The sequence below is a fragment of the Vibrio sp. Y10_XG_PY6 genome, assembly GCF_024181795.1.
Taxonomy (GTDB): Bacteria; Pseudomonadota; Gammaproteobacteria; order Enterobacterales; family Vibrionaceae; genus Vibrio; species Vibrio diabolicus.
In genome coordinates, this window is the sequence record NZ_JAMZAQ010000006.1 from 1 (window position 1) to 15115 (window position 15115).

At 48.2% G+C, this 15115-nt stretch carries 17 protein-coding genes; 9 read left to right on the top strand and 8 right to left on the bottom strand.

Features of this window, described 5'->3' with window-relative positions:
• Nucleotides 1-84 precede the first annotated feature (84 nt).
• Nucleotides 85-633: a gamma carbonic anhydrase family protein gene (locus tag NL644_RS21120; RefSeq protein ID WP_005394003.1), complete on the top strand. Its 549-nt coding sequence runs from the start codon at nt 85-87 to the stop codon at nt 631-633.
• Nucleotides 634-640: 7 nt separating this feature from the next.
• Here NL644_RS21120 and NL644_RS21125 read toward each other — a convergent pair whose 3' ends face one another.
• The 4 genes from NL644_RS21125 to NL644_RS21140 all read right to left on the bottom strand — a co-directional run bounded on the left by NL644_RS21125 (nt 641) and on the right by NL644_RS21140 (nt 3365).
• On the bottom strand, nt 641-904 hold the full coding sequence (locus NL644_RS21125) for a DUF1488 domain-containing protein (RefSeq protein ID WP_012841273.1): 264 nt from the start codon (nt 902-904) through the stop codon (nt 641-643).
• A gap of 3 nt (nt 905-907) precedes the next feature.
• Nucleotides 908-1741, bottom strand: a complete 834-nt coding sequence (gene aroE, locus NL644_RS21130) for a shikimate dehydrogenase (protein WP_182034678.1) — start codon at nt 1739-1741, stop codon at nt 908-910.
• Between the two features lie 101 nt (nt 1742-1842).
• Nucleotides 1843-2760 carry an oxygen-dependent coproporphyrinogen oxidase gene (hemF, locus tag NL644_RS21135; RefSeq protein WP_065645011.1) on the bottom strand — a complete coding sequence of 306 codons (918 nt, stop codon included), beginning with the start codon at nt 2758-2760 and terminating at the stop codon, nt 1843-1845.
• A 47-nt stretch (nt 2761-2807) separates the two neighbouring features.
• Nucleotides 2808-3365, bottom strand: a complete 558-nt coding sequence (locus NL644_RS21140; protein ID WP_025611836.1) for an L-threonylcarbamoyladenylate synthase — start codon at nt 3363-3365, stop codon at nt 2808-2810.
• A gap of 199 nt (nt 3366-3564) precedes the next feature.
• On the opposite strand from NL644_RS21140, the gene purE reads away from it, so the two are divergent.
• Nucleotides 3565-4050, top strand: a complete 486-nt coding sequence (purE, locus tag NL644_RS21145) for a 5-(carboxyamino)imidazole ribonucleotide mutase (protein ID WP_005497410.1) — start codon at nt 3565-3567, stop codon at nt 4048-4050.
• A 4-nt stretch (nt 4051-4054) separates the two neighbouring features.
• On the top strand, nt 4055-5188 hold the full coding sequence (locus NL644_RS21150) for a 5-(carboxyamino)imidazole ribonucleotide synthase (protein WP_078231004.1): 1134 nt from the start codon (nt 4055-4057) through the stop codon (nt 5186-5188).
• A 63-nt stretch (nt 5189-5251) separates the two neighbouring features.
• Here the strand turns inward: NL644_RS21150 and NL644_RS21155 are convergent, their stop codons facing one another.
• The 4 genes from NL644_RS21155 to NL644_RS21170 form a co-directional block, all read right to left on the bottom strand.
• Nucleotides 5252-5821, bottom strand: a complete 570-nt coding sequence (locus NL644_RS21155; protein WP_063517813.1) for a type I DNA topoisomerase — start codon at nt 5819-5821, stop codon at nt 5252-5254.
• 78 nt (nt 5822-5899) lie between these two features.
• Nucleotides 5900-6379: a DUF494 family protein gene (locus tag NL644_RS21160; protein WP_031823674.1), complete on the bottom strand. Its 480-nt coding sequence runs from the start codon at nt 6377-6379 to the stop codon at nt 5900-5902.
• A gap of 2 nt (nt 6380-6381) precedes the next feature.
• Nucleotides 6382-7491 (bottom strand): DNA-processing protein DprA, encoded by a 1110-nt coding sequence (gene dprA / locus NL644_RS21165; RefSeq protein WP_253658760.1) that lies wholly within the window; start codon nt 7489-7491, stop codon nt 6382-6384.
• Nucleotides 7475-8569, bottom strand: a complete 1095-nt coding sequence (locus NL644_RS21170) for a LysM peptidoglycan-binding domain-containing protein (protein ID WP_017635610.1) — start codon at nt 8567-8569, stop codon at nt 7475-7477. Before NL644_RS21170 ends, dprA begins: the two co-directional genes overlap by 17 nt.
• 138 nt (nt 8570-8707) lie before the next feature.
• Here NL644_RS21170 and def point away from each other — a divergent pair, with 138 nt between their 5' ends.
• The 6 genes from def to NL644_RS21200 all read left to right on the top strand — a co-directional run bounded on the left by def (nt 8708) and on the right by NL644_RS21200 (nt 15077).
• Nucleotides 8708-9226: a peptide deformylase gene (def, locus tag NL644_RS21175; RefSeq protein WP_005379068.1), complete on the top strand. Its 519-nt coding sequence runs from the start codon at nt 8708-8710 to the stop codon at nt 9224-9226.
• A gap of 33 nt (nt 9227-9259) precedes the next feature.
• A complete protein-coding gene (gene fmt / locus NL644_RS21180; RefSeq protein ID WP_253658761.1) occupies nt 9260-10207 on the top strand; it encodes a methionyl-tRNA formyltransferase in 948 nt (315 codons plus the stop codon).
• Between the two features lie 80 nt (nt 10208-10287).
• On the top strand, nt 10288-11571 hold the full coding sequence (gene rsmB / locus NL644_RS21185) for a 16S rRNA (cytosine(967)-C(5))-methyltransferase RsmB (protein WP_253658762.1): 1284 nt from the start codon (nt 10288-10290) through the stop codon (nt 11569-11571).
• Between the two features lie 64 nt (nt 11572-11635).
• The gene (gene trkA / locus NL644_RS21190) at nt 11636-13012 is read left to right on the top strand and encodes a Trk system potassium transporter TrkA (RefSeq protein ID WP_005394041.1); all 1377 of its coding nucleotides are present in this window, start codon (nt 11636-11638) and stop codon (nt 13010-13012) included.
• Nucleotides 13013-13021: 9 nt separating this feature from the next.
• The gene (locus NL644_RS21195) at nt 13022-14467 is read left to right on the top strand and encodes a TrkH family potassium uptake protein (protein WP_006742925.1); all 1446 of its coding nucleotides are present in this window, start codon (nt 13022-13024) and stop codon (nt 14465-14467) included.
• 25 nt (nt 14468-14492) lie between these two features.
• On the top strand, nt 14493-15077 hold the full coding sequence (locus NL644_RS21200; protein ID WP_248382021.1) for a DUF3157 family protein: 585 nt from the start codon (nt 14493-14495) through the stop codon (nt 15075-15077).
• Nucleotides 15078-15115: the final 38 nt, after the last annotated feature.

Genomic DNA, 15115 nt, shown 5'->3' on the forward strand with positions numbered 1-15115 from the left:
TGGGTGTTTTTTATTCTAAAAGGCGAGTTTTCACTACTATTCTACCTCCATGTCCCCAGTAATCGCCCCTAATAAGGAGAAAAGATGAGCTCAATTAGAAGCTACAAAGGTATAAAGCCTCAACTTGGTGAGCGTGTTTACGTTGACTCAACCTCAGTGTTAGTCGGAGATATCCGTATTGGGGACGATTCTAGCATTTGGCCATTAGTAGCGGCACGAGGCGATGTGAACCACATTCACATTGGTGATCGAACTAATATTCAAGATGGCAGTGTTTTGCATGTCACCCATAAGAACGCCGAAAACCCAAACGGCTACCCACTTATCATTGGCAATGACGTTACGATTGGCCACAAAGTGATGCTGCACGGTTGTGAGATCCACGATCGTGTTTTGGTTGGTATGGGGGCGATTGTTTTAGATGCAGTCGTTATTGAATCAGAGGTGATGATTGGAGCGGGCAGTTTAGTGCCGCCAGGAAAGAGATTAGAAAGCGGCTATCTTTATGTCGGTAGCCCAGTAAAACAAGCTCGCCCTCTATCAGAGACAGAACGAGCTTTTTTGCAAAAGTCTGCCAATAACTATGTTCAAAACAAAAACGACTACTTACATGAAGTAGAGGACTTGAACTAAAGGTCTGTTAACCAATGATGATATGGCCTTCTTCATTGAAGGCTTCATCTTCTATTAACTCTTCTGCTATTTCTTCCAGATCAAATCGGTAGTCAATAAAAGCAGAGAGCACGGCCTGCTCCGTATCTAACTCTGAGCCAGATAACTTTTCTAACTTTTGTTTCGTCACAAAGCATTCTATTAGCGCGCCTGATTGTTGCGCCGCAAAGTTTACTGATTGTGATACTTCATCCCATGATTGCATGTCTGGGAATAAAATGGATTGATTCATCGCTTATTGACCTTCAAGGTTCTTTCTTAATTCACGCAAAATCTGTTTGGCGCCTGGACGAAGACCGCGCCATAACATAAAACTCTCAGCAGCTTGGCCAACTAACATACCTAAACCATCATAAGCATGTGCCGCACCGTGTTGCTTAGCCCATTGGTTAAATGTGGTATCACCTTTGCCATACATCATGTCGTAGCTTGTACTATTGGCGGCGAACACCGAGGAAGAGATCGCAGGTAACTCACCACTCAATGATGCAGACGTAGAGTTGATTATGACATCGAACTCTTCAGCAATGGTATTCATCTCTTTTGCTGTAACAGGGCCATACGCAGAAAACAATTCTGCCAATTCTTCGGCTTTGGAAAATGTACGATTAGTTATCGTTAGAGATGTTGGTTTTTGATCGAGCAATGGTTTAATCACTCCTCGAGCGGCACCACCAGCTCCTATGATCAGGATGCGTGCGCCTTCTAAAATGACTTGATGTTGCAACAAGTCCTGCACTAAGCCTGCACCATCAGTGTTATCACCAATGATTTCACCATCATCAAGCTTCTTAAGTGTATTCACTGCTCCAGCAAGCTGAGCACGCTCGGTCAAACGGCTGGCAAATTGATAGGCATCTTCTTTAAAAGGCAAGGTCACGTTACAGCCTTTGCCGCCGTCAGCAAAAAATGCTTTCGCCGCCTCGATAAATCCACCCACAGGCGCACATTCTGCGGTGTATGTTAGGGACTGATTAGTTTGGCGAGCAAAGAGTGTATGGATAAATGGCGACTTGCTGTGCCCGATAGGGTTACCAAACACGGCGTAACGATCGATTTGCAGGGTCATTTCCTTACCTTTATTCCTTACTTAGATATAGAGAAAACAGGGCCATCTGATTACAGATGACCCTATCACTATCTATCTATATAGAAAAGGAGATTCCGTGCTTACCATTCGCGTGGTTTCAGGTATCGATCGTAAAGTTCGGCTTCAGGCGTTCCTGCTTCTGGTTCGTAGCGGTACTCCCATCGCGCTAACGGCGGCATCGACATCAGAATCGACTCGGTACGCCCACCACTTTGTAAACCGAATAAAGTGCCACGGTCGTACACTAAGTTGAACTCAACATAACGACCACGACGGTAAAGTTGGAATTCACGCTCGCGCTCGCCATATTCGATGTCTTTACGACGAGACACGATCGGCAAGTAAGCTTGGCAATAGCCTTCACCCACCGCTTTGATGTAATCGAAACACTTATCAAACTCCCAGTGGTTCAAATCATCAAAGAACAAACCACCGACACCACGAGTTTCGTTTCGATGTGGCAAGAAGAAGTACTTATCACACCACGCTTTGTGTTCTGCATATACTTCTTCACCAAATGGGGCACAGATTGCCTTAGCTGTATCGTGCCATGACTGACAATCTTCTTCGAAAGGATAGAAAGGAGTCAGGTCAAAGCCGCCACCAAACCACCAAATTGGCTCTTCGCCCTCTTTCTCGGCGATAAAGAAACGCACATTCGCATGAGAAGTTGGGACGTAAGGGTTTTTGGGATGGATAACCAAAGAGACCCCCATCGCCTCAAAGCGGCGACCCGCTAGCTCCGGACGATGTGCCGTCGCAGATGCTGGCATTTCTTTCCCTTCCACATGCGAGAAGTTCACCCCACCTTGCTCGAAAACAAGGCCATCACGCATAACACGTGAGCGCCCACCGCCACCAAGACGTTCGCCCGGTTCACGATGCCATGCATCCTCGACAAAGACGGCCTCTCCATCTTCTTGTTCTAACTGCTGACAAATGGAGTCCTGAAGTGACATCAGGAACTGCTTTACGGCGTGCTTATCGATTGCTGACATACGTTATTACCTATTACGTGATACCGGTTGATGACTGGCAAGCAGGGTTAGCCCTGTCTTAATATTTGTGAAGTCTTGGCGTCACGAATCTCGCTGGGTTTATCACGACCGCTGGTTTCACCACGAAGAATGGCCACCAGCTTGTCACCCAATTGCTGCTCTACCTCTTCAGTGGTCATACACGGTGGCAAGCCGGAAAGATTCGCGCTGGTAGAGGTTAACGGCTTTCCGAATGCATTACACATCTTTTGAACCAAAGGATGATCAGTCACACGAACTGCAATTGAATCAAATTGTCCTGAAACCCAGTTGGAGACTTTATCGCTCGCTGGCATGATCCAAGTGTATGGACCTGGCCAAGTTGCATGAACGGTCGCTAGTTGTTCTGGAGTCAGTTGAGATTCATCTATATACGGCAAGAGCTGCTCATAACTTGCGGCGATCAGAATCAGCCCTTTTTCCACCGGACGCTGCTTGAGATCCAGTAGTTTTTGAATTGCTTTTGGGTTATCTGGATCGCATCCGACACCAAAAACCCCTTCTGTTGGGTAGGCAATCACTTCGCCTTGTTGTAGTGCGTTGAGCACTTGTTCAAAGTTATCCACCGATTACTTCCTGATTGTCTGACTGTATTATTTTCACTAAGTGTACAAATATTCATTCTCAGACACTAAAGCAATTTTTTTATAAAATGTATCAATAGCGTCAACAACAAGACGCAAACGTTTGCTTGAGATAAAAATCCCCGTATAATGCGCACAAATTTATCAGCTCACCTAATTTTGCAGCTTGAAGGAGTTTGAGATGAAAGTCGGTATCATCATGGGTTCTAAATCCGATTGGCCAACCATGAAACTAGCAGCAGACATGCTGGATCAATTTGGCGTGTCTTACGAAACAAAGGTGGTGTCAGCTCACCGTACTCCTCAACTATTAGCCGATTACGCTAGCAGCGCGAAAGAACGCGGCATCAAAGTGATCATCGCAGGTGCCGGTGGTGCAGCTCACCTACCGGGAATGGCGGCAGCCTTCACCAGTTTGCCTGTACTTGGCGTTCCGGTTCAATCTCGCGCTCTAAAAGGCATGGACTCTTTGCTATCTATTGTACAAATGCCAAAAGGCATTGCAGTCGGCACGTTAGCGATTGGCGAAGCGGGCGCTGCAAACGCGGGCATCTTAGCGGCACAAATCCTAGGCACTCATGACGAGAGCATCATGACTAAGGTAGAAGCGTTCCGCAATGAACAGACGGAAACCGTACTGGCTAACCCAAATCCAGCTGAGGATTAATCAGATGCATGTACTGGTTCTCGGATCAGGTCAGTTGGCTCGCATGATGTCTCTGGCTGGTGCACCACTGAATATCCAAATCTCGGCTTACGATGTCGGCAGCGGTAACGTTGTCCATCCTCTTACCCAACAGGTGCTTGGTCATGGTTTGGAAAATGCCATTGAACAAGTGGATGCGATCACCGCAGAATTCGAACATATTCCTCACGATGTACTCGACATCTGTGAATTAAGTGGCAAGTTCCTCCCTAGTACCGAAGCCATCAAAGCAGGCGGTGACCGCCGTGTTGAAAAAGCGCTACTCGATAATGCTGGTGTGCGTAATGCAAAGTACTACGTGATTGAGACACGTGAAGATTTTGAACGCGCAATTGAACATGTTGGCATGCCTATGGTGCTGAAAAGTGCATTGGGTGGTTACGATGGTAAAGGCCAGTGGCGCTTGAAAGAAGCGGCTCAGATAGAGACGATCTGGACAGAAATGGCGGAGTGCATTGCAGCAACACCTACACAAGCGATTGTGGCTGAAGAGTTTGTACCATTTAACCGTGAAGTATCGTTAGTCGGTGCCCGCGGCAAAGACGGCAGTGTTGAAGTTTACCCTCTAGCAGAAAACGTTCATACCAATGGTGTATTGAGCCTTTCTACTGCTATTGATGCACCAGAGTTGCAAGAGCAAGCAAAACAGATGTTCACTGCCGTTGCCAACAGCTTGAATTACGTTGGCGTGTTAGCGCTGGAGTTCTTTGATGTCGAGGGCACACTGTTAGTGAATGAGATTGCCCCACGCGTACACAACTCTGGCCACTGGACACAGCAAGGTGCAGAAACTTGTCAGTTTGAGAACCATCTGCGCGCCGTGTGCGGCTTGCCGTTAGGCAGCACCAAACTGATTCGCGAAACCTCAATGGTGAATATTCTTGGTGAAGATACGTTGCCAGAAACGCTGCTCGCCATGGATGGTTGTCACATCCATTGGTACGGCAAAGAGAAGCGCGAAGGGCGCAAAATGGGTCACATCAACGTATGCGGTGACTACCCAGGAGAATTGCACCGTAGGTTGTGCGCTCTCGCGAAGGTCTTAGATCCAATGACATTCCCAGCCGTGCACGAGTTTGCGAAACAAGCACAACGCTAAAATCTAGCCCCAAAAACCACAAAGGGTCGCACGATGCGACCCTTTTTAATTCCTTTGATGTATTTACCCTTGTTGAGTGTGCTGGCACTTACGGTTGGCACATTGCAATTTCACACCACTGGCGAGTTTCTTCTCCACCAACAACGTAAAACCACATTCTTCGCACCTCCCCTTTACCGGAGGGAGATTCACTGCAAATTTGCATTTAGGGTAGTTATCACATGCGTAGAAAGTTTTACCAAAACGCGTCTTACGTTCAACTAAATAACCTTTACCGCATTCAGGACACGCGTGGTGCTCTTGCGACTGCTTTTCTGGCTCAGGTTGATTAATCGACTCAATATGATGGCACTCCGGATAGTTACTGCAACCAACAAACATCCCATAACGCCCTTGGCGTAATACCAACTCGTTACCACAATCTGGACAAGGAACGCCAAGCTCTTTGACAATGTGGCCATCATTGTTATGCAGGGCTTTGATGTAATCACAGCTTGGGTAGTGGCTACAGCCAAGAAAGGGACCGTGTTTGCCATGTTTGAGGGTCAACTCGCTGCCACATTTAGGACACGGCTCGTGTTCCAATGCGTGTTCATGGGCAGAGAAAAGGGTGTTGTCGATTTTACTACTCATACTTACCGTTTCGTGAAAAACACACCAAAAGACAAGCTCGCGTTCTTGCTAGCTAAACTCGAACTTGCCTAGATTGGGTTAGTGAAGAATCCCTTGTTCCTTGGTGTACAACAGCTCTTCCATTAGCGTATAAGCGTTTTCATTACCAGGCACATTAAACAGCACCATCAAAATGATCCATTTGAGGTCTTCAAGCTCAAACTCGCTCGTTTCTAGCCCCATCACTCGGTCAATCACCATTTCACGAGTTTCTGTCGTCAATACATTGATTTGCTCAAGGAACAATAAAAAACCTCGGCACTCCAAATCCAAACGCTGTATCTCTTTCGCAGTGTAGATACGAGTCGATGATGACGCGATACAAGCCGAAATCGCAGAAGATGTATCACTTTGCTGCAGCGCTGCGAGCTCTTCTAACCAGACAAGGGCTTTATAGATATCTTTTTGTTGGAAGCCTGCACGGAGCAGCTCTTCTTCCAACTCGTCTTGTTCGACCTGTAACTCTGCATCGCTATGGATGTAGGTTTCGAATAGATACATCAGTATATCCATCATCATAGCTAGCCCCTCCCCTTTCGAATATAGCCACCTGAAACCGCAACAACATGCCCAGAGAGCTCAAGCTCTAAGAGCTGCATCATGACTTCTTGGACAGGTATATTGGTCCTGTTTGCAAGAATATCAACCGGTGTAGCTTCACTTCCTACGTTAGCTAACAGCTGAGGAAATGGCAATTCTTCTTCATCATTTAACGTAGAAAATAAATCAGTACTCTGATTAATAGACCAATCAAGCAAAGACTGTATTTCATCTAAGACATCTTTCGTCTTTTCTACGAGGCAAGCACCATGACGTATCAACTGGTTGCCACCGCTGGCATTAGGGGCATTTATCGAAGCTGGCAGCGCAAATACTTCTCGACCTTGCTCAAGCGCGTAACGAGCAGTAATTAACGAGCCACTCCTTTCCGCCGCTTCCACAACTAACACACCTAGCGATAATCCGCTAATAATGCGGTTTCGACGCGGGAAGTTTTCCGGGCGCGGCTTGGCATTGGGGCGAAACTCAGACACCAAAGCCCCGTGTTCAATAACACGTTGCGCTAAACTACGATGACGTGCTGGATAAATATTTGCTAAACCAGATCCTAGCACCGCAATCGTCTTACCACCCGCTTGCAACGCACCATCATGCGCATGACCATCAATGCCTAAAGCGAGACCACTGGTGACAATAAAATCGTGCTGAACAAACTCTGCAGCAAACTGACGTGCATGCTGTAATCCATCAATACTCGCATTTCGACTGCCAACCATCGCGATTTGTGGCTGAGAGAGACAAGTAGGGTTTCCTTGAACAAAAAGTAGAGGTGGCGGTGCAACGATTTGTTTGAGTTGAGGTGGATAACGCGGGTCAGTCAGTGTCAGGATATGATGATTTGTAGAAGCCTCAAGCCAGCTTAAACAAGCATCGACTTCTTTATCTGTTGAAGCCCAAGCTTGAATTTGCTTAGTTGTTAACCCAAGTTGTTGTAGCTGTTCAGGAGAGAAGTTTACGATGTTACGTGGCGTGTCTCTTGCCAGTAGCTTATTCATTTTGACGCCGCCAATGCCTGGTAAACAACTCAGTTTTAACCAGGCAGCGAGATCATCGTTATTTCGTCGATTCATCGATGGTTAATTCGTCCGCCAACGGTGACACCACCGAAATATCTTGGTTAATGGGTTTAGTACTGTTAGTGATCAGTGCCAAGCTAAAGTACTCATAAGGACGAATGACCAGCAACTCACCAACTTTGCTTTGAGGCAAAGTAATTTTCTTATCAAGCACGCCAAACTCTTTCTTGAACTCATCGCCGTCTTTGTAAACTGGGTGCGCGTCTTCTTTTAAATCAAACACACTGCCTTGCTTCAGATTGTCTGACGTGCCTTTATCAATCACCACGACTTGGTTAGTTGAACTAAAGCGAATACCTTCGATATTACCTAGCAACTTTGCCGAACTGCCTTGTGGCGACGGCAGCGGGTAGAACGTAGTCGTGAAGTCAGTATTCTCAACCGATTGATTTGGCAACGCGATATCGTTACGTAGAATTTCTTGCATCTGCGATGTAAGCTTCAAACCTGAATAATCACTCGAAGCTTCAACGAGCTCGCCTTTGGCAATCAAACGCAGCGCGGTAATCTCTTCGGACACATCGTCACGCGAAAAGGTAGCTACTGGTCGGTAAATAGCCCAACCTGTCGCGGTCTGATTACCATTGATATACAGCACATCTTCTGCAGTCAGATACTTACTGCCTTTGCTGCTACCCATCACTTTTGCTGCACTGTTCAACGCATCTTGATCCAGCAACCGATCCGATTTGAGGTACGGCATCACCAAACCTTCCGCGACCGTTGGTACCGCTTTCTTTTCCGTGATACGTGCTTTCGGGCTCAGCTTCTTAACCGGTTTTAGGCTCAATACGGGCTGACCGTTGATCCACACCAAAGACAGCTTGTCACCGGGATAAATTAAATGAGGGTTGTCGATTTCCGGGTTTACTTGCCATAAACGAGGCCACAACCACGGGCTATCCAAGTACATGGCCGAAATATCCCATAGCGTATCGCCCTTCACGACTACATATGTTTGTGGCGCATCATCTTTAACAGTCAGTGGGTTTGCATCCACATTTGCTACAGCGTTGAAAGAGAAAAGTAACGGCAACGTAACACTGGCAACGTTGCGGAAAATTCGATTCATGACCCTCGTCCTTGGTCTATTAAGCAGGAACCAGAATGGAAATTGGTGCAAGGATGCTGTCATTTAGGCTATAAAATGTCTAGAATTGAGCCAACAAGGTTTGTGCTGTTTCGGCACAGTTCAATATTTCGAGTGAATATGTCTGTATTACAAGTATTAACATTCCCGGATGATCGCCTGCGCACAGTCGCAAAGCCTGTTGAAGCGGTGACGCCTGAGATTCAAAAAATCGTCGATGACATGATTGAAACCATGTACGACGAAGAAGGTATTGGCCTTGCTGCAACGCAGGTTGATATCCACAAACGTATCGTAGTGATTGATATTTCAGAAACTCGCGATGAGCCGATGGTGCTAATCAACCCTGAGATTCTGGAAAAGCGTGGCGAAGATGGCATCGAAGAAGGCTGTCTGTCGGTACCAGGTGCACGCGCACTTGTGCCTCGCGCTGCAGAAGTTACCGTTAAAGCACTGGATCGTGATGGCAAAGAGTTCACCTTTGAAGCCGACGACCTGCTAGCGATTTGTGTTCAACACGAGCTTGATCACCTACAAGGTAAGCTATTCGTGGATTACCTATCGCCACTGAAACGCAAACGCATTCAGGACAAGCTAGCGAAAATCAAACGCTTTAACGAGAAGCAGCAAAACGCTTAATCTCGAACCATACCAATTAGAAGGAAGTCTACCTTGAGTCAGTCTTTACGTATTGTCTTTGCAGGTACTCCGGATTTCGCCGCCCGTCACTTGGCGGCGTTGTTGTCTTCGGAGCATGAAGTCATCGCGGTTTACACAAACCCAGATCGTCCAGCGGGTCGTGGCAAGAAATTGGCTGCGCCACCGGTAAAACAACTGGCGCTAGAACACAACATCCCGGTTTACCAACCTGAAAGCTTTAAGTCCGACGAAGCGAAACAAGAACTTACCGATCTGAACGCCGATCTCATGGTTGTCGTGGCATACGGTATGCTACTGCCACAAGCGGTTCTTGATACCCCTAAACTGGGTTGTATCAACGTACATGGTTCTATCCTACCTCGTTGGCGTGGTGCGGCTCCAATCCAACGCTCTATTTGGGCGGGCGATGCAGAAACTGGCGTGACCATCATGCAGATGGACATCGGTCTCGACACTGGTGATATGCTGAAGATTGCAACTCTGCCAATCGAAGCGACAGATACCAGCGCTTCAATGTACGAAAAATTGGCGGAGCTTGGTCCAGAAGCCCTGATTGACTGCCTAGCAGACATTGCTGCGGGTAAAGCAGTGCCAGTGAAGCAAGATGATGAGCTAGCGAACTATGCGAAAAAACTCAGCAAAGAAGAAGCACGCATCAACTGGAACGACGATGCGGCGCACATTGAGCGCTGCGTTCGTGCATTTAACCCATGGCCAATGAGCCACTTTGAGGCGGCAGAAAACAGCATCAAAGTATGGCAAAGCCGTGTGGCAGAGCAAACCAGTGACAAGCCAGCCGGCACCATCGTGCAAGCAGATAAAACCGGTATTTATGTTGCTACAGGCAACGGCGTACTGGTGCTAGAGCAACTGCAAGTTCCTGGCAAAAAAGCCATGTCAGTTCAGGATATTCTGAATTCGCGTGCGGCTTGGTTTGAAGTGGGCACTCTGCTGGTTTAAGCCATACTAGGGGTTATTATCCCCAATAATACGAACTTTTAGAGGGCAGAGATGCCCTCCTTTACTTTAAGGTACTCATCATGAATGTTCGCGCTGCGGCTGCTAACGTCCTGTATCTTGTCGTCGACAAGGGCCACTCACTTTCAAGCGCTCTTCCAGCGGCTCAACAAACGGTACGACCTCGTGACCACGCTCTGTTACAAGAGATCTGTTACGGTGCGCTACGTTACCTACCTCGCCTAGAAATGATCGCAAACCAATTGATGGATAAGCCGCTCAAAGGCAAACAACGTGTATTCCATCACCTAATTCTGGTTGGTATTTACCAACTGAGCTTCATGCGCATTCCTGCGCACGCAGCTGTCGGTGAAACGGTTGAAGGCACTAAAGAGCTGAAAGGTCCTCGTCTGCGTGGTTTGATTAACGCTGTATTGCGTAACTACCAACGCAACCAAGAAGAACTCGACCAAATGGCCGTCAGCAACAACGCTGGCAAGTACGGTCACCCAAGCTGGTTACTAAAACTGCTGCAAGAGGCCTACCCACAGCAATGGGAAAGCATTGTTGAAGCGAACAACCAAAAAGCACCAATGTGGCTGCGTGTGAACCACCAACATCACACTCGTGATGAATACCTTGCGCTACTCAAAAATGAAAACATTGATAGCACACCACACACAGAAGCAATGGACGCCATAAAATTGGCCGCGCCATGTGACGTGATGAAGCTACCTGGTTTTGAGAAAGGTTGGGTTTCAGTACAAGATGCGGCAGCGCAGCTCTCGATCAACTACCTAAAACCACAAGACGGCGAACTGATTTTAGATTGCTGTGCAGCGCCAGGTGGCAAGACGGCACACATTCTAGAGCGCACGTCGGGCAGTGAAGTGGTCGCGATTGACTGCGACGACACACGCTTGAAACGTGTGCATGAAAACCTGAAGCGTCTCAACCTTCAGGCAAAAGTGGTTTGCGGTGATGCGCGTAATCCACAAGAATGGTGGCAAGGCGAGCAATTTGATCGCATTTTGCTGGATGCCCCATGTTCTGCGACTGGCGTGATTCGTCGTCACCCAGACATAAAATGGCTACGTCGTGCAGACGACATCGCCGCATTAGCAGAGCTACAAAGTGAAATTTTTGATGCCATGTGGACGCAACTGAAACCCGGCGGCACAATGGTTTACGCGACTTGTTCAATCACACCGCAAGAAAACGTGGAGCAAGTAAAAGCGTTTTTAGCACGTACCGCGAATGCGCAACTGCTGGATTCTGATCCCGACCAGCCTGGTCGTCAAATTCTACCAGGCGAAGAAGACATGGATGGTTTCTACTACGCAGTGCTAACCAAAACACACGCGTAACAGCATGCTAAATAGGGCGATTGGAGTGATTTCAATCGCCTTTTTCAGATAACGAGAAAAGAGTATGAAGATCATTATTCTTGGTGCAGGTCAGGTTGGCGGCACACTGGCAGAAAACCTAGTGGGTGAAAACAACGACATCACCATCGTCGACAACAATGCCGACCGACTGCGCGAATTACAGGACAAATACGACCTGCGTGTGGTCAATGGCCATGCGAGCCACCCCGACGTGCTGCACGAAGCGGGCGCACAAGACGCCGATATGCTCGTCGCGGTGACCAACACTGATGAAACCAACATGGCCGCCTGTCAGGTCGCGTTCACTCTATTCAACACCCCAAACCGCGTTGCGCGTATTCGATCTCCAGAATATCTGGCCGAAAAAGAAGCCCTGTTTAAATCTGGCGCCATTCCTGTCGATCACCTTATCGCACCAGAAGAACTCGTTACGAGCTACATCGAACGTCTGATCCAATACCCGGGCGCGCTGCAAGTGGTGAGCTTTGCTGAACAGAAAGTCAGCCTAGTGGCGGTAAAAGCCTACTACGGTGGCCCACTGGTGGGTAATGCGCTGTCTGCTTTGCGTGAGCACATGCCGCACATCGATACCCGTGTGGCGGCGATTTTCCGTCAAGGTCGCCCGATTCGTCCTCAAGGCACCACCATCATTGAAGCCGATGATGAAGTGTTCTTCGTCGCCGCAAGCAACCATATTCGCTCAGTGATGAGTGAACTTCAGCGCCTAGAAAAACCGTACCGCCGCATCATGATTGTTGGCGGGGGTAACATTGGTGCCAGTCTCGCAAAGCGCTTAGAACAAAACTACAGCGTGAAGCTGATTGAACGTAACTACCAACGTGCAGAAAAACTGTCAGAAGAGCTAGAAAACACCATCGTGTTCTGCGGCGACGCGGCAGACCAAGAGCTTCTCTCGGAAGAGAACATCGACCAAGTCGACGTCTTCATCGCGCTGACCAACGAAGATGAAACCAACATCATGTCTGCGATGTTGGCAAAACGCATGGGTGCGAAAAAAGTAATGGTGCTGATCCAACGTGGCGCTTATGTAGATCTGGTACAAGGCGGCGTAATTGATGTGGCGATCTCACCTCAGCAAGCCACTATTTCAGCCTTGCTAACGCACGTTCGTCGCGCTGATATCGTGAACGTATCCTCACTTCGCCGCGGCGCTGCGGAAGCCATTGAAGCCGTCGCTCACGGTGATGAAAGTACATCCAAAGTGGTTGGACGTGCGATTGGAGATATTAAACTTCCACCTGGGACCACCATTGGTGCTATCGTTCGTGGCGAAGAAGTCCTTATTGCCCACGACCGTACGGTCATCGAGCAGGATGACCATGTGGTGATGTTCCTGGTCAACAAAAAATACGTATCAGACGTCGAAGCGCTATTCCAGCCGAGTCCATTCTTCCTCTAGGATTTTCCTATGGTCAACTTACGTCCCGTACTGTTTGTTATCGGGCTGGTTTTATCCAAACTGGCCCTGTTTATGTACGTGCCGACTTTGGTCGCTTTCTTCACTGGTACGGGGGGATTTCTCGATTTCGCCCAAGCCGTTGTGATCACGCACCTTGCCGCTTTCATTTGTTTGACGATCGGTCGAACCGCTAAGTTCAAACTCAGCGTACGCGATATGTTCCTCATCACCAGTTTGGTTTGGACCATCGCCAGTGCGTTTGCCGCCTTGCCGTTTGTGTTCATCAACCACATCAGCTTCACCGACGCCTACTTCGAAACGATGTCGGGTATCACCACGACGGGCTCAACGGTGCTCAGTGGCCTAGACAACATGGCGCCGAGCATCTTGCTGTGGCGCTCTATTTTGCAGTGGCTTGGGGGGATTGGTTTTATCGTAATGGCGGTGGCGGTGCTACCTATGCTCAATGTCGGTGGTATGAAGCTATTCCAAACCGAATCATCCGATTGGTCGGATAAAAGTAGCCCGAGAGCGAAAACGGTCGCCAAAAACATCGTAGCGGTTTATTTGATGCTTACTGGCTTATGCATTGTGGGCTACTTGGTCACCGGCATGAACCTGTTTGAAGCGATCAATCACGCCTTTACCACGCTATCAACGGGCGGATACTCTACATCTGACGGGTCGATGAACCACTTCTCTAATGGCGCACATTGGGTAGCAACCACCTTTATGTTCCTAGGTGGCTTGCCATTTTTGCTGTTCATCGCCGCGTTACGTAAACGCCGTATTGATGTATTGGTTAACGACGCTCAAGTTCGAGGATTCGCGTACCTGTTCGTTTTCTCAAGCTTAGTGATTTCAGCCTGGTTAGTGATTCGAGATGGATACACCATTCTGGATGCGCTGCGAGTGTCGATGTTTAATATCGTCTCTGTCGTAACCACAACGGGCTTTGGCTTAGAGGACTTCACCGCGTGGGGCGCATTACCCACAACTCTTTTTGCCTTCTTAATGATGGCGGGTGCATGTTCGGGGTCAACGTCTGGTGGGATCAAAATCTTCCGTTTCCAAATCGCAATGACACTGCTGAACAAACAGATGATGAAATTGATTCACCCTTCAGGTGTGTTTGTACAGCGCTACAACCAACGCCCAGTGAATGATGACATTGTTCGCTCAGTGGTCGCGTTTGGCTTGATGTTCTTTATCACCATCATCTTTATCGCGGGTTGCTTGAGTGCGCTGGGTTTAGACCCCATCACTAGCATCTCTGGTGCCATCACTGCGGTAGCCAACGTCGGCCCAGGTATGGGAAGCGTGATTGGACCGACGGGTAACTTCGCGCCTCTGCCAGATACCGCCAAGTGGCTTCTGAGCTTTGGCATGTTGATGGGCCGCTTGGAAATTCTGACTATTCTTGTACTGTTCTTCCCTGCGTTTTGGCGCCGTTAAGCAGACACAAATAAAAGGTATAACAATGAAAACATGGATCACTCTGGCGACCCTACTTGCCGCCTCATCCACATACGCCGCTGAAGTCATCACTTTAGCCGATGGTCGAGAAGTGAAGTTAAACGATGACTTTACTTGGGAATACGTCATGAAAAAACCTGCGCAGCAAGCAACAGAGACGCAAGCGACAATAGGCGCGGTTGAAACGATCGCAGCTCCCGCAATTGCGACAATTCCAGTTGTGACGAAAACTGTTGGCACTACTGTGGTGGTAAACGCCAAAAAGCCAACCATGCAGCTGTCTGACTCTGGTGTCGACGTACTGATTGGCTCCGCGAGCTATCAAGATGGTGAGCTCGTACTGCCAACGTCCATTACCAATCAAAGCTCACAATCGGTGATTCAAGTTGAAGTGGAAGTTCTGGTATTTGATATGTCTGGCCAGCAACTGGCGAAAGAAAAAGTCACAGTTTGGCAATCCATCAAGCGAATGGCGGATACTTACCTGCGACCAAAGCAAGCAGAACAGGGTAAAAGCATCAAACTGGCAGTGCCGCAGTCTCAGCAATACCAGTTTTCAGCCAAAGTGTTAGAAGTGAAAACTCGTTAATGTGATAACACATGTTTTGTCGAGTTCATATCTATCCG

Bases quoted from the DNA above. Each gene is read 5' to 3' on its own strand.
- purE (WP_005497410.1), top strand. From the start codon at position 3,565: ATGAAAGTCGGTATCATCATGGGTTCTAAATCCGATTGGCCAACCATG.
- NL644_RS21200 (WP_248382021.1), top strand. From the start codon at position 14,493: ATGAAAACATGGATCACTCTGGCGACCCTACTTGCCGCCTCATCCACA.
- rsmB (WP_253658762.1), top strand. From the start codon at position 10,288: ATGAATGTTCGCGCTGCGGCTGCTAACGTCCTGTATCTTGTCGTCGAC.
- NL644_RS21155 (WP_063517813.1), bottom strand. From the start codon at position 5,821: ATGAGTAGTAAAATCGACAACACCCTTTTCTCTGCCCATGAACACGCA.
- NL644_RS21160 (WP_031823674.1), bottom strand. From the start codon at position 6,379: ATGATGATGGATATACTGATGTATCTATTCGAAACCTACATCCATAGC.
- NL644_RS21125 (WP_012841273.1), bottom strand. From the start codon at position 904: ATGAATCAATCCATTTTATTCCCAGACATGCAATCATGGGATGAAGTA.
- hemF (WP_065645011.1), bottom strand. From the start codon at position 2,760: ATGTCAGCAATCGATAAGCACGCCGTAAAGCAGTTCCTGATGTCACTT.
- NL644_RS21170 (WP_017635610.1), bottom strand. From the start codon at position 8,569: ATGAATCGAATTTTCCGCAACGTTGCCAGTGTTACGTTGCCGTTACTT.
- NL644_RS21120 (WP_005394003.1), top strand. From the start codon at position 85: ATGAGCTCAATTAGAAGCTACAAAGGTATAAAGCCTCAACTTGGTGAG.
- dprA (WP_253658760.1), bottom strand. From the start codon at position 7,491: ATGAATCGACGAAATAACGATGATCTCGCTGCCTGGTTAAAACTGAGT.
- def (WP_005379068.1), top strand. From the start codon at position 8,708: ATGTCTGTATTACAAGTATTAACATTCCCGGATGATCGCCTGCGCACA.
- aroE (WP_182034678.1), bottom strand. From the start codon at position 1,741: ATGACCCTGCAAATCGATCGTTACGCCGTGTTTGGTAACCCTATCGGG.
- NL644_RS21150 (WP_078231004.1), top strand. From the start codon at position 4,055: ATGCATGTACTGGTTCTCGGATCAGGTCAGTTGGCTCGCATGATGTCT.
- NL644_RS21195 (WP_006742925.1), top strand. From the start codon at position 13,022: ATGGTCAACTTACGTCCCGTACTGTTTGTTATCGGGCTGGTTTTATCC.
- trkA (WP_005394041.1), top strand. From the start codon at position 11,636: ATGAAGATCATTATTCTTGGTGCAGGTCAGGTTGGCGGCACACTGGCA.